Genomic DNA, 13722 nt, shown 5'->3' on the forward strand with positions numbered 1-13722 from the left:
TTATGATTTTTCTTTGATTTTTGTCGACAGAGTTTCAATTCTCTGCTTCATACTGTAGTCAGTTTCGATCAGATCGGCAATTTTTTCCGTGCCATGCATCACCGTTGTGTGATCGCGCCCGCCAAAGGCTTGACCGATTTTGGGCAGCGAGGTATCGGTTAGCGTTCTTATTAAGTACATAGCAACTTGTCTAGGAAGCACGATATCTGAATTTCGTTTTTTCCCAAGCAAATCAGACAAGCCAACCCCATAATCTTCAGCAACAATTCTTTGAATATCTGAAACAGTTATTACTTTCTGCCTGCTGATGTTGAGATGTTCGAGAATTTTTTGAGCATTGGCAACATTGATGGGTCGACCGGCTCTAGCCATTAAAGTTAAGGTATTGAAGGCTCCTTCTAATTCCCGAACGTTCGTATCTATTTGTTCTGCGATCAGGGTCAGGGTCTGATTATCAATCTGCATGCCAGCTTCTTCGGACTTGTTTTTTAGAATCGCCAGGCGAGTTGGAAAATCGGGTTTTTGAATATCATAGGCCACACCTTGCATGAACCTGGAAACAAGCCGTGCATTAAGGCCAGGGATATCTTTGGGAAGAACATCGGAAGTCATAACAATTTGTTTTTGAGCTTTTGTGATTTTGTTAAATATATTAAAGAACTCTTCTTGAAAACGATCCTTCCCCTGCAGCATCTGGATATCGTCAACAAGGAGCAAATCGACATTTTCATACGTATCTGTAAATTCACTGGTAGATTTTTTACTGATCGCATTGACCCAATCATTCATAAAATCATCAGTCGTAATGTAGCGCACGATCGCATTGGGCTGTACCTCTTTTAGACGGTTTCCGATCGCCTCCATCAAATGCGTTTTTCCCAAACCTGAGGATCCATATATAAGTAAAGGGTTATATTGCCGGCCTGGCTGCTCTGAGACTGCCATTGCGGCACTTGTTGCCAGTTCATTAGCGTCTCCGACTACCCATGTATCAAAAGTGAAAGCGGGATTGAGCTGGTAGTCGTTCGTTTGAAAATTGGACGAGGTTTGATTTGAATTGTTAACTGGATTGACAACGACCTTGACAACTTTTAAGTCAGGCTTAAAAAAATCATGAGCAACATCATAGGCATATTCCATAAACTTCGCTGTGTAGTTGCCATTGTCCCAAGCCTGCATGACTAGATCGCTTGGGACTTGCAGAGATACGGTACGATTTGCTAGGTCAACGCTGGCTGCTCTAACTGGCCGAATCCAGTTCTCATAGGCTGTTTCACCCATGTTATCAGCGAAGCGATCTTGGACACTCTTCCAAAAATTATTCAAATCAAAGTAATCATCATTCATAATATTTTCCGACTAGACTAATTAAACGGGAACTCTCTGTTATTTTCAACAGTATGTGCAAACAACTTTCCGAGATATTTACAGTCTGTTAACTAATTTATCCCCAAGTCTGTGGGTATTTTTAACCCTTTCCACTTTTTTAATACTTTTCCACAAGGCACTTTCTCATGAAAATGCCGATCTTTCCACAAATTAACCACTTATCCACAGAATACACAAGAAAATGTCCATTATTTGTTCACAAGCTGTGGAAATGTAGTTAATTAGTGGAAAACCCCTGATTTAGGCGCTTTTAACTTTAAACTTTCTTAATAATTCCACACCACATTCCGTGGTATTGTGGACAAGTAAATTTCTTTTAAAAGCTTGCGCCAGTTGAGTTTACGTATGCTTTTGTGGTACTATATTTCAGTAACTTTGCCCCGGTTGGGCATATATTGGAGTAGAACATGAAAAGAACTTATCAACCTAAAAAGAGGCACTTGCAACGTGTCCATGGATTCCGTAAACGAATGAGCACCGCAAATGGTCGTAAGGTACTTGCGCGTCGTCGTGCTAAGGGCCGTAAGGTGTTAGCAGCTTAATTCAGTCGCGTATGCGACTTTTTTTGTAAAATGAGTACAAAAAAAATTTTTAGAATAAAGAAGGCTAGCGATTTTGCAAAAGTTTTTGCAAAGCATCAATCTTTTGCAAACCGCTATTTTGTTGTATACAGTGAGCAGCAACCAGAAAATCTTCATCTTAACCATTGGCGCATTGGTCTGTCTGTTTCAAAAAAAATCGGTAAAGCTCATGAACGCGTCTGGGTTAAGCGCCGTATTAGTGAATCTTTTAACAATCTATCTCAAATGATAGCTGATGATTTGGATATCGTCGTTGTTGCGCGACCAGCCGTTTCTGGGCAAGCACAGACGGTAATCCAAGATCAAATCAAACACGTATTGGATTTAGCAGGCATATTACATGATAAATAAAATAGAGAATTTTTTAAAAAAAGTTGGTTGGCCATCAATTGTTCTTGCGGTACTTTCTTTGATTGCAATCATTGCCCTTGCTTTGATTCCTAATTCAGATCAGACAAACTATCACGGTATCTTGGGTTCGATAACTGGTTTTTTCGCTAATTCGATCTTTGGTGCTGCAAGTTTATTTACCAACTCGTATGGCTTTGGCATTATTGCTTTTACAGTTTTGATCCGTTTTCTGATTTTACCCTTAATGGTCTATTCGATTTCTTCCTCAAAGAAAATGTCTAAGGTCACACCAAAGATTAAGAAAGTCCAGGAAAAATATAAAGGGAAACGTGATCGTGATTCCATGATGAATATGCAGGCGGAGACGTCGGCAGTCTATAAGGAAGCTGGTGTTAATCCCTATGCTTCCATGCTGCCCTTGCTGATTCAATTGCCTGTACTTTGGGCTTTGTTTCAAGCGATTAACTCGACACCAGCATTAAAAAGCGGATCATTTTATTGGTTACAGCTGGGAAATACAGATCCATACTTTATTCTCCCGGTTCTCGCTGCCTTGTTTACGTTCATCAGTTCTTGGATGAGTACGGTATCTCTTGGAAAAGATCAGCCAGGATTTGCTAAAGTCATGCCTTATATATTTCCATTTATTATCTTTTTCTCTTCGCTTGCTGTACCTTCAGCACTATCTCTCTACTGGGTTGCAACCAATGCATTTCAAGCTGTTCAGACTTTCTTCTTCCAAAATCCCTTCAAAGTTCGCGCGGAGGAAAAGGCCAAAGTGCAAGCAGAAATTGAAAGAAAACGGGTCATTACCAAAACATTGCGTAAAGTACACAAACGAAGGAGATAAAAAATGGCAAAACTTAGAGTTCTTTTTTCTTGGATTGTCCCAATTATCGTAGGTTTGCTGGCCGCCTGGCTCATTCAAATATTTATTTTAGTACCGGTAACCGTCAATGGTGATTCCATGTTAAACAACCTTACTAACGGTGAACGCATTTGGGTCTTGAAAATGGCGCGGATTCGACGCGGATCAGTCGTTGTTTTTGATGCTCGTAAAGAAGATCCGGGCATTCAATCTGGTGAAAAGGACTATGTTAAGCGTGTTATCGGATTACCTGGCGATCGAATTGAAGCTAAGAATGGCAATATTTATGTCAATGGCAAACAAATATCTCAAAGTTATATTTCTTTTTATAATAGGACGAGCGGTACTGGGAATTGGACTTTGACGTCTTTATCTTCAGGCGATTCGCCTTTCGTTTCCGGCAGCTCGCATTGGGCCGATGGAAAGGCAACGACGGTTCCTGCTGGTAATTATTTTGTTCTTGGGGATAATCGTGCAAGATCAGAAGATGGCCGATATTTTGGATTTGTGAGTCAAGCACACATGCTTGGTGTTGCTAAAGTCTTTCCTTGGAGTAGTAATCATACTCAAATTAATGATGTTTGGAAGAACTTTTTTACCAAATGAATAAACATGTCAAATATTTCTTGAAGATTTGGTTATTTCCCGCATTCGCTGGTATCGCGTTTGCGGTTTTTCTTAGGGCTAATTATTTTTCTTTTATCAGAATTTCCGGACAGTCCATGTCGCCGAATTTGGTTAATAACCAAGTTGTTTTATTGAGAAAAAATCAAAATGTTTCACGTGGAACGGTTGTTGTCTTTAATACAAATGCTAGGCAGAGGTCAGATACAGGTACGACGATGGCAGTTTTGAGAATTATAGGACTGCCAGGAGATCATATTGTTTTTCGGAAAAATAAGCTGCAAGTTAATGGCAAAACGGTTAATCAGCGATTTATTAGTAAACAACAACAGCAAGCTACCAGCATGTCAATTGATAGCGGTTGGTCCCTAAATTCTTTATCTCTTAATCGGAACTGGCCAAGATCCCAACAAAATATTCTAAAAGTTAAAAAAAATACGTATTTTGTTTTAGCAGATAATCGAAGTATGCCCACAGATAGTCGAAAGTACGGTCTAATAAAAAAATCACAGATTCAAGGATCGGTACAATACTATTCGTGGAATCAGCGACAACGTATGCGCCGTATTAATTCGTGGTCTCGCCATTTTTTTGAATAGGTTTCACGTGAAACAAAAAAACGCCCTATTCTGATCTGTACCCAAAAAAGTCGGAAACAATTTTAGGGGTACAGGTCATTTGGACGTTTTTTTAATGGTCTGAACAATTTCTTCAGAAATGATGGCAGCCTCATGGAAAATAATCGTATTCACACCACGACGGGGTAAAACGGTGGTGAACCAGCTGATGCTCTCATGAGGAATACCTGCAGAGTATAAATTGGGTAGGATTTGTCCAAATTCATCAATTAATTGGAAAGTATTGGGATTGATTTGAGCAGCATCTAAAATCAAATGGCCTTGCTTATCTTGATAGGATGTTTCGTGGAACCAGCCTAAGTTAATCAGCTCCTTTCTGAGATCTTGCTCAGATAAGGACACACTCACCTGAGGCAACCTAGCATCTATGAAGCTTGAGGCTGAGACTCTCTCTGATAAGGCAGTCTTTGCGATATAAGAATTTTCTCTAGGGTTATTCTCAACCTTGAGATCTGGGCCAAGTAAGTGCACGATATTGGCTTTTAAAAGTGCTTTTAGTTGTTTGATTCTGATCAAAGGCGGTCCAACACTAATAACCGTGCTGATGTGATTAAAAATTGTCAGGAATTTTTTTAAATCTTGAGTCTGAAAACGGTCCTGGTTGATCAGGTCGCGGATTGTTTCGCGAATATCTCTTAAAATATCGAATGCTGAGGCAAAGATGGCATTCTTGTTACCTTCAGAAGCGTCCTCAATATCATTAGCTAAGTATCTTTCATACCAAGTTGTTAAATCATCTTTGCTCTTGACTTGGTGAATGGCATCAATAATTTCATTCCAATGCCAAATTTGTTCCTCGGGAATTTGAAAATTATGTGCAATGACCTCAAAATCTTTACTTTCGCTATTTCTAAGCCTTTCCAAAAACCGATGAGTTTTTTTATGAAAGAGATTTCGATAGGCTATTGCCTTGGTGAGATTTTCGTAATGTTTGAACTGCAGCTCTTTGTCGAACAATGAGAAGAAATCTGAATAAGTGATATGACCATTTTTATCTTCTAATTTTTTTAAATTAGCAGTTGTGAAAAATTGTGCAGCATATTGTTCGCTTTCTGACTTTTGATTTAAGGCGCGAGCATGGAGCAGATTGCCGCTACGAGAACCAGCATATATTGTCGGCTCTTTTCCGCTAGGATGGTACCGGAGTTCTTGGCTTTTATCTTCAACAAAATGGCCGCCTCGACCTTCCGTTAACAGGGCCAGATAATCAAAAAAGGAAAGGCCAAGCCCTCTGATAATAACGTTTTGCTTACCAGGAATTTGGCTCAGATCTATTTCTGCAGGGTGGCCGGGTGCAATATACCGGAGATTGTAGCGTTTGGCGAACTCAGAAAAGCTTTTTTCTTCATCTGTTAGTCGATTGTTGCCAAAGCCTAGGCCCATAAAGATAAAATCAAAATCTTCAAAACTATTTGCAAAACTCAATCGATATTGGTCGTTATGTTTTGCAATTTTTTTAATTTCTGTCTTCTGATAGACAAGAGAGGAATTATTTTCTAACTGTTCTTTGATGTTATTGAAAAACCATTGTTGGTATAGACCAGCAAGTCCACGAACCGCATAACTGTTTTCATTCAAATTCAGTTTGTCCAAGTAGCGGATACCTTGTGGTGTATTTTTCAAAAATTCAACAGCGTCTTCTTTAATCCAATGGTAAAAATTAGGTCCTTGTCTGGTGGGACCTGGGTGGTAAATGGAATCATCAGCAAAAAAGCTTACCTGGCTGACAACAGTATTCATCAGCAGGATGTTATTGGCATTAATTGAAGGATCCCAGACTCGCCCGCCTATTTCATGGGGATCAAAGAGTTTGATATCAATTTTTATTTGTTCTTTTGCAGCTCGAACTACTAACCGATCTGCTACGGCCAAACCTCTTGGGCCAGCACCAATAATCGCAATTTTCATATACCTTCAATTATATTAAAAAGCTGTAACATAATTTGCTACAGCTTATCTTTTTGCTATTATTCCAAAAAAGGGACTATCTTTTGGAAATCATGTAAACGTGGTTCTGTATGCTGCTTGCCTTGGCCGTCCATCTGATCCAAAAGTCGATGATCATCAGAATCCAACTGAAAATCAAACACTTGAGTATTATTTTTAATAAAATCCTGGTGTGTTGATTTCGGCAGGGGTAGGTAACCTTTTTCTAAATTCCATCTAATTAAGATTTGAGCCACAGATACATTGTGTTTGTTGGCAATTTTTTTGAGATCGGGGCGCGAAAGCAGCTGACCTGTTCCTAGTGGTGAATAAGCTTCAGTTAAAATTTTATGATCTTGATTATATTTGATTAAGTTTTTCTCTTGATCGCCAGGATTTAAGAAAATTTGGTTGACCATTGGTGTGATTTCGGCTGTTTTTAGTAATTCGTTGATATGTGTTTCTCTAAAATTAGAGACACCAATTGCGCGTGTTCCGCCGTCTCGATAAATTTTTTCCATTGCTCGCCAAGAGTTGTCATTGAGGCTTTGCCAGTGATCGCGATATTCAATTGGTTCCGGCCAATGAATCAGATAGAGATCGACATAATCCAGCCCCAAGCGTGAAAGAGAATCACCAAATGCTTGTAATGTATGTTCATAGCTATCTCGTTGATAATTCCACAATTTAGTTGTGATAAACAAATCATCGCGTTTAATGCCTGAATCGCGAATGGCTTTTCCAACTGATTCCTCGTTGCCATACACAGCTGCGGTATCAATGTGTCGATAACCCGCTTCTAAGGCCCATTTTACGGCATTATATGCTTCTGCACCATTATTTGATTGCCAAGTACCAAAACCAACTACTGGAATTTTAATGCCGTTTTTTAATGAATATGTATCTGTTAATGTCTTTGCACTTATTTGCATATAAAGGTCCCCCATATGACAGAAAAAAGATTTAACGTTCCAGCAACCTGAAGTTCAAAGAGAGCTTCTATACATGATTATAGAAGAGCAGGTAGAATATAGGAAGAGCCCAGAAAGGGCTGATAAATGACGGATAAATTTTTAACAATTAAATTGATTGTTTTTCCAATCGTTTTAGCTCTTTTAATTGCTCAATTCAATTTTGGCAAGCTTAACTTCTGGTCTTCAATTGCAGCTGTTTTCGCTGTGATTATTATTACAATGATCTATTCGTTTTTTAGTCAGCTGCCAACTGAAAAAACGGCTATTATTATCTATTCCTTGATTTTGGGCTATATCATTCCTGCAGCCTTAATTTTTTTAAATTCAAACAATAATTTAACGCTGAGCAGCTATGTTTTGGTTTTCTTAGCCTGTTTTCCTGCCGTTGTTAGTATTTTTAATGTTCTTTTGTCTCATAGAATTATCATGCACAACAGTCCGGCAAATGCTGAGGAGGTTGAGTCTTTGAGGCGGGATTTGATTATGTTTTCTACTGCTTATGTTATTTCATTTTTTGCCGTGGCCGGAGCGGTTCTGTTTGCCTTCCTACCATGGACAACGCTGCTGCTAGTCGCTGCTTTGCCTCCTGTGTTCAACAACGTTATTAAATTTATTTCTCGTCCATTCATACTCGCAACCGCTAATCTCGCGATGAGAAATTATTGGATGATGGCAATTGCTATGCTGCTAGGATTAACTTTCGGTATTTTGATACGCCGTTGAATTAATCAAAATTGGCTTGTAATTAAAAATCTATATTTGGAGGTAGATATGTCTGAACACGTAAATTATGAAAATACAGTTGCAAAATTAAAAGAACGGCACGTTGACTTGGATGATATTGCCGAGATAGCTTATCATTTCCAGTTGCGTTATCTACCGGGACTGACCAAGCAGATTGCGATGCAATCTGTCCAACGCGTACTAGAGAAAAGAGAAGTACAGCATGTTGTGTGGGTTGCTTTGGAGCTTGATCGTTTGACAGAAGAAAATCTCATTAATGAGCCCTTGCGCGATGTCATTAAGGAAGATTTTGGCCTGTTTGGCGTTGATGAATTACTAGGCAATGCAATTGCAACTTCGTTTGGCTCAATTGGATTTACAGGGTATGGTTATGTTGATAACATCAAACCTGGTATTATCGGTAAACTAGATAAAATTGGTAAAACGACCAAGGGTGTCACAACAACTTTTATTGATGATGTCATTGGTGGGATTGCGGCAGCAGCCGGGTCGCGTTTGGCTCAGAAGTATCCTAAGGGATTTGTGGATGATGCACAATAAAATATTAGGATAATAAAAAAAGACCTCCAACAGGTCTTTTTTAATTTCTTGCCCCAGCTGGACTCGAACCAGCGCATGACGGTACCAAAAACCGTTGCCTTACCGACTTGGCTATGGGGCATTTGTTGGTAATAAATTTGTGACAAGCAAGCGAACTTATTACCGATGGGAGCGGTAGGATTCGAACCTACGAACTCGTAAGAGGGCGGATTTACAGTCCGCAGCGTTTAACCACTTCGCTACACTCCCAAACGCTTTGACTAAATTATTCTAAGGGAAAACCACACGAATATCAAGTATTTCTTGAAAAAGTTCAAACAAAAACCCGGGCCACCTAACTAAATTTGCCCGGGTTCTCTCAACAGCTCTCGCCGCTTTTCCTTTAAGCGGCGAAGCCGTTAAGAAGTTCAGATGTATTTGAATTCAAAACGGATCGCCCCCTTTCCTAGATGTGTTTATATTATTACTCGGATAGATTTGTTTGTCAATATTTAAGATTTTGCAAGCGCAAATTTTCTAATAGCCAGTGCAACACCCGCTTCATCATTGCTTTTGGTCGTAAAATCAGCCTGATTTTTAATTGCGTCATCAGCGTTGCCCATTGCAATTGCATAATGGGCTTGGCTGAACATGGATAGGTCGTTTTGCTGGTCACCAATCGCCATCGTTTGTGTGTTTTCAATACCCAGTTGACGAGACAGCATATGTAGCGCATTTCCTTTAGAAGCTTTTTTTGACATGAATTCCAAGTTATACCAAGCACCGCGTACGACGTTAAAATTGCGTGATATCTCCGTTGGAACAAGTTTGATGATGCGATCCAATTCATCTTTACTGCCATTAATCATTGGCTTGATAAACTCTATTTGTTCTGGCATTTTTTTGTGTATCTGTAAATCAGCGTTTATCAGATAATTTTCCATTTGAGCTTCTTTAGGAATTTTATTGGCTATGGTGTGAGACCCATCTAAAGACTCCACTTGAAAGTATGCCTGCTGCTGGTCAGCAAAAGCCTGCAGCTGCTGATAATCTTGATAAGTGATTTGATTTTTTTCAAGCAATTTTCCTGAAGTTGTCTGAACGACTCCGCCATTAAATGCAATTACAAATTGATCATCTGCAATCGGGACGCCAATAATTTTTAGCCATGGCATAATACCGGATAGGGGACGACCGGAAGCAATCACAATTTTAGATCCTTGAGACATTGCTTCCTGAATAGCTTTGATATTGTCTTTGGGGACGGTTTGCCCACTGGATAATAAAGTACCGTCGACATCGATTGTGATTAGCCTAACTGCCATATCTTATCCCTGGAGCCCAATAAAGGCTGCGAATAATAGAATAATAAATACCAATGTTGTAATACCTACATAGAGAAAGTCTTTAGCAGCTAAAAAAGCAAAAATGGAGGCAAAGACACGAATAGTTGGCGTCAAAATGAGTATAAAAATACCCATCATCAGCCAAGCTGCTGCTTTTCCACTTATCAGGCCTGCGATTAGGGGATCTAAATCTGTAGGAATATTTTTTCCGTAACCGGTATTTCCGTGAAGCAGCAGCAGAATAACGCCAACACTCATCACGATAACAGCAAAAAAAACGCCTACACGCAGAATCCAGCCGATACCATTTTCTATTTTTCTCTCGTTTGTTATTTCTTGTTTATCTGCCATTAGTATAAATTAATCCCGAAAGCCTTAATAATCAATTGGATACCGGCGATTAGAACCACCGGAATGAATATAGTTCGAAGCAGCTTATTTGGTAAGTGCGGCATAATTCTCGATCCCAAAGTAGAGCCGAAAATAATCCCGATGGCAATTGGCGCAACAATCAAGGGCTGCAAAGTACCATTAAAGAAGTAAATGACCGCTGACGCTGCAGCTGTTACACCCATCATAAAGTTAGAGGTAGCACTAGAAGGTTTTAATGGCATCTGCATCACACTGTCCATAGCAAACACTTTAAAACCACCAGAGCCGATTCCTAATAGTCCAGAGGCAAAACCAGCACCGAACATAATCAGAGCACCTAAAGGCACCCTTTGGATATGATAGGATACGTTTTTTTGTTCCAATTTATTGTAGTAACTGGAGTCTAATTTGAGTTTGGCGGCTATCTTGTCGTCCTTTGATGCGAGCTCATCCGCTTTTTTATTATGAATTTTCTGCCACATAGCGTAACCTTGGTAGACGAGCAATAAACCGAAAAAAGCATTCAGCCATGCGGGCTGAAAAATACCGACAAGAACGGCTCCGATTAATGCACCGATGGTTGTAAAAATCTCTAGAAACATCGCCACACGCACATTTAATAAATCATCTCTTAAATATGCTACCGATGCACCGGAAGAGGTACCGATAACTGCGATGATTGAAGCGGCGATAGCATAATGAATAGGTAAATTAAAAGCAAGTACTAAAATCGGTGTGACAATCATGCCGCCGCCTAACCCTAATATCGAACCAAAAATACCAGCCAGGACACCAATCAAAATGTAAGTAATTAAGAGGCTAAGACTCATATTTACTATATTAGCGGTATTAGTTCCTTTTTACACATAGTCTTGGGATAAATGCCGTATTTCTCATTTGCTGATTAAAAAAGGCTTGCTTTATAGCAAACATGTCTTTATAATGAATAGAATATTGTCTAGTAGTTCAGTGGTAGAACGCCACACTGTTAATGTGGATGTCGCTGGTTCGAACCCAGCCTGGACAGTTTGAGGAGCTAAAGCTCTTTTTTTATTTCCTAAATGCGGCCCCCTGCTTGTTTTCTTAACCATGGATTTCCGTGATTAAGACATGTTCGATTTTATTCGTCATTTTTCTGATTTAACTCTTTAAATACGTATCAAGAGTTATAGGAGGAATTTATAATGAATTTTTTGAAAACAGATTATGACCATTTGCCTGAAGGAGGCGGTTACGATGCACTGCCTACCGGTAATTATGAGGTTGTTATCAAAGATATTAATGAAAAAGAAGCGGCAACCGGTAATGCGGGTATTGCCTTTCAGTTAGAGGTGCGTCACGGCATTGGAAACGAAGCAGGTCTAGTTAATGCCAACGGCAAATTTGCAGGTCGCGTTTTCTTTACAACGGTGTGGAATTCAGAAAGAAATCCTGAGTATCGTTTTACAACTCTTAATGCGATCGCTGTCGCCGCTGGGGCTTCTAATAAGCGTATTTATGAAACTTTTGAAGATTTTAAAAAAGAGCTGATTAATAAACCTGTTCGTGTGGCTGTTACGCATGATGTGTCAACTTTTCAAGGCGAAGATCGTGTTCAAGAGACCGTCGCACCTTGGGATTGGGAACCAACGCAAATTGTTTTGGAAAATGTCTAAACCGCTTAGAGTCGGGAATGTGTTCCCGATTTTTTTGTATGGCAAAGACAGGCAGAAATCTGATTGATAAGTTTGGGAATTGAAAATAAAAATGTGTAAAATAGACTAAGTGACCGAGAGAAATTATACAATCAAAGAACTTGCAGATGAATTTGGAAAATCTAAACAAGCTATTCGAAACGCCATTACCAAAGGTGGTTTGTCGGTAAGTAACCGGAAAAAGACCGGTAAGTTAACGGTACTTGAATATAGCGAGAAAACACATTCTTTTCTAGCTAAGAAATACGGTGAAGATAAAGATAGTACAATTGTTGACAAATCCGGCCAGAATACTAAACAAGAAAAAGCTGCTGATAATGACTTGGCAAGCGGCCTGGCCCTTAACGCTTTAATTAAACAACTTGAAGAAGTTAATAAGCAGTTGACTATTAAGGATGAACAGATAAAAGATTTACACACACTGCTGGACCAATCTCAAAAATTGCAATTAAGTGAAAAAAAGAAGCCACTCTTAGAAGATGGTACAGAAAAAAAAGAAGGCTTTTTCAGCCGTCTTTTCAAATGAGGCGCTATCTATTGACCGTAAATTCTTTTGTGACCATGAATTCCTAATAATTTAAATGGTGCTTTAGACATTGCTGTCACTTGAAAATCACTGCCGTCCTCAGGTAGCGAGGCTTGAAAAGCACGTTCGTACTCTGCTATAGACAATTTTTTTCTATTTCCGATAAGGCGATCGTTATCTATTTTAGACAGCCTGCCTTCAAAACCTGCTTCAATAGTTAGAGTGAAAAATTCCGCGACTGCACCGGATCCGTAGCTGAAGGCAGCAATTTTGTCGCCAGTTTTCAGTTGTTGATCAAATTGCAATAATGAAATCAGACTAAGGTACAGAGAAGCTGTATAAATATTCCCGACTTTTTGATTGAGATGGATTGCTTGCGAAAAGGCTTGCGAGAGTCGTTTTGACGAGCCGCTTTTATCGGTTTCTAATGCCAGATTCAATGCCTTAAAAGCTAATTTAGCATAGGGCAGGTGGAAGAGCATCGCTGAAAAATAACTCAAATCCAGATGGTGTTTTTGCATGTAGGCCTTAAAAACAATCTGAAAAAATTTTAAATACTGTTCTTGTGAATAGTGGCCGTCTGCGAGCGCTTCTTTAGCATAGTTCGGCCGCCAAAAGTCCATGATCTGCTCACTATGAATTTCGCTTTGACCGTCTAAGCTGACAATTTTAGGATCTGTACTAATAAGCATCGCCACTGCGCCTGCACCTTGTGTGACTTCGCCAGGTGTGTTGAGGCCGTAACGTGCAATATCAGAGGCGATGATAAGTGCTTTTTTGGATGGATGGTTTGTAATGTAATCCAGTGCACTGGTCAAAGCCGCGGTTGCCCCGTAACAAGCCTCTTTGATCTCATAGACACGAGCTTGAGAACTGATGTGGAGTAATTCTTGCACATATAACGCTGCCGCTTTTGATTGATCGATGCCTGATTCGGTTGCTAAAATTAATAAGCCAATCTCGTCTTTATCTGTTTTACTTAAGATTTGATCTGCTGCATTGGCTGCCATTGTGACTGTATCTTGGTCTAATGGTGCGACAGACATTTCTTTTTGCATCAACCCGATCAGATATTTGTTCGGATCAACCCCTCTTGCGTGGGCTAAATCGACTAAATCGAGATAATATTCTGGCGTATAGTAAGCGATTTTATCAATGCCAATTTTCATA

The 13722-nt window shown here is 39.6% G+C and carries 16 protein-coding genes and 3 tRNA genes; 10 read left to right on the forward strand and 9 right to left on the reverse strand.

Annotation, left to right across the window (positions count from 1 at the left end; all coding sequences use genetic code 11):
- A complete protein-coding gene (gene dnaA, locus NRF22_RS03655; protein ID WP_007744923.1) occupies window positions 1–1347 on the reverse strand; it encodes a chromosomal replication initiator protein DnaA in 1347 nt (448 codons plus the stop codon).
- 449 nt (window positions 1348–1796) lie between these two features.
- Between dnaA and rpmH the strand changes: the two genes are divergently transcribed.
- Genes rpmH through lepB (NRF22_RS03680) form a run of 5 tightly spaced genes read left to right on the forward strand, consistent with a single transcriptional unit; the run spans window position 1797 to window position 4412 of the window.
- Window positions 1797–1931, forward strand: coding sequence for a 50S ribosomal protein L34 (rpmH, locus tag NRF22_RS03660; RefSeq protein ID WP_002819722.1), 135 nt, complete (start codon window positions 1797–1799; stop codon window positions 1929–1931).
- A 30-nt stretch (window positions 1932–1961) separates the two neighbouring features.
- Complete coding sequence (rnpA, locus tag NRF22_RS03665; protein ID WP_007744922.1) at window positions 1962–2321, forward strand: ribonuclease P protein component; 360 nt, start codon at window positions 1962–1964, stop codon at window positions 2319–2321.
- A complete protein-coding gene (locus NRF22_RS03670) occupies window positions 2311–3171 on the forward strand; it encodes a membrane protein insertase YidC (RefSeq protein WP_007744921.1) in 861 nt (286 codons plus the stop codon). Before rnpA ends, NRF22_RS03670 begins: the two co-directional genes overlap by 11 nt.
- Window positions 3172–3174: 3 nt before the next feature.
- Entirely contained in the window at window positions 3175–3795 is a 621-nt protein-coding gene (gene lepB / locus NRF22_RS03675) for a signal peptidase I (RefSeq protein WP_007744919.1), read from the forward strand.
- A complete protein-coding gene (lepB, locus tag NRF22_RS03680; protein ID WP_263779321.1) occupies window positions 3771–4412 on the forward strand; it encodes a signal peptidase I in 642 nt (213 codons plus the stop codon). The genes lepB (NRF22_RS03675) and lepB (NRF22_RS03680) overlap by 25 nt, the downstream gene beginning before the upstream one ends.
- Before the next feature lie 75 nt (window positions 4413–4487).
- Here the strand turns inward: lepB (NRF22_RS03680) and NRF22_RS03685 are convergent, their stop codons facing one another.
- Window positions 4488–6359, reverse strand: a complete 1872-nt coding sequence (locus NRF22_RS03685) for an FAD/NAD(P)-binding protein (protein ID WP_263779323.1) — start codon at window positions 6357–6359, stop codon at window positions 4488–4490.
- 59 nt (window positions 6360–6418) lie between these two features.
- Window positions 6419–7309 carry an aldo/keto reductase gene (locus NRF22_RS03690; protein ID WP_263779324.1) on the reverse strand — a complete coding sequence of 297 codons (891 nt, stop codon included), beginning with the start codon at window positions 7307–7309 and terminating at the stop codon, window positions 6419–6421.
- Between the two features lie 126 nt (window positions 7310–7435).
- Between NRF22_RS03690 and NRF22_RS03695 the strand changes: the two genes are divergently transcribed.
- Entirely contained in the window at window positions 7436–8074 is a 639-nt protein-coding gene (locus NRF22_RS03695; protein ID WP_263779326.1) for a hypothetical protein, read from the forward strand.
- A gap of 48 nt (window positions 8075–8122) precedes the next feature.
- On the forward strand, window positions 8123–8635 hold the full coding sequence (locus tag NRF22_RS03700) for a phosphatidylglycerophosphatase A (RefSeq protein WP_007744910.1): 513 nt from the start codon (window positions 8123–8125) through the stop codon (window positions 8633–8635).
- 48 nt (window positions 8636–8683) lie between these two features.
- Here NRF22_RS03700 and NRF22_RS03705 read toward each other — a convergent pair.
- The 5 genes from NRF22_RS03705 to NRF22_RS03725 form a co-directional block, all read right to left on the reverse strand.
- Window positions 8684–8756: transfer RNA gene (locus tag NRF22_RS03705), tRNA-Gln, on the reverse strand.
- Between the two features lie 45 nt (window positions 8757–8801).
- Window positions 8802–8884: transfer RNA gene (locus tag NRF22_RS03710), tRNA-Tyr, on the reverse strand.
- Window positions 8885–9126: 242 nt separating this feature from the next.
- Complete coding sequence (locus NRF22_RS03715; RefSeq protein ID WP_263779328.1) at window positions 9127–9939, reverse strand: Cof-type HAD-IIB family hydrolase; 813 nt, start codon at window positions 9937–9939, stop codon at window positions 9127–9129.
- Window positions 9940–9942: 3 nt separating this feature from the next.
- Complete coding sequence (locus NRF22_RS03720; protein WP_263779329.1) at window positions 9943–10311, reverse strand: DUF1634 domain-containing protein; 369 nt, start codon at window positions 10309–10311, stop codon at window positions 9943–9945.
- Window positions 10311–11162, reverse strand: coding sequence for a sulfite exporter TauE/SafE family protein (locus NRF22_RS03725; protein ID WP_007744904.1), 852 nt, complete (start codon window positions 11160–11162; stop codon window positions 10311–10313). The genes NRF22_RS03720 and NRF22_RS03725 overlap by 1 nt, the downstream gene beginning before the upstream one ends.
- 125 nt (window positions 11163–11287) lie before the next feature.
- On the opposite strand from NRF22_RS03725, the gene NRF22_RS03730 reads away from it, so the two are divergent.
- The 3 genes from NRF22_RS03730 to NRF22_RS03740 all read left to right on the forward strand — a co-directional run bounded on the left by NRF22_RS03730 (window position 11288) and on the right by NRF22_RS03740 (window position 12552).
- A tRNA-Asn gene (locus NRF22_RS03730) sits at window positions 11288–11359 on the forward strand.
- A 157-nt stretch (window positions 11360–11516) separates the two neighbouring features.
- Window positions 11517–11987: a DUF669 domain-containing protein gene (locus NRF22_RS03735; RefSeq protein ID WP_007744903.1), complete on the forward strand. Its 471-nt coding sequence runs from the start codon at window positions 11517–11519 to the stop codon at window positions 11985–11987.
- Window positions 11988–12096: 109 nt separating this feature from the next.
- Window positions 12097–12552, forward strand: a complete 456-nt coding sequence (locus NRF22_RS03740) for a DUF536 domain-containing protein (RefSeq protein ID WP_263779331.1) — start codon at window positions 12097–12099, stop codon at window positions 12550–12552.
- Window positions 12553–12560: 8 nt separating this feature from the next.
- Here NRF22_RS03740 and NRF22_RS03745 read toward each other — a convergent pair whose 3' ends face one another.
- Window positions 12561–13721, reverse strand: a complete 1161-nt coding sequence (locus NRF22_RS03745; protein WP_007744901.1) for a hydroxymethylglutaryl-CoA synthase — start codon at window positions 13719–13721, stop codon at window positions 12561–12563.
- Window position 13722: the final 1 nt, after the last annotated feature.

Source organism: Oenococcus kitaharae (assembly GCF_025758695.1).
Taxonomy (GTDB): domain Bacteria; phylum Bacillota; class Bacilli; order Lactobacillales; family Lactobacillaceae; genus Oenococcus; species Oenococcus kitaharae_A.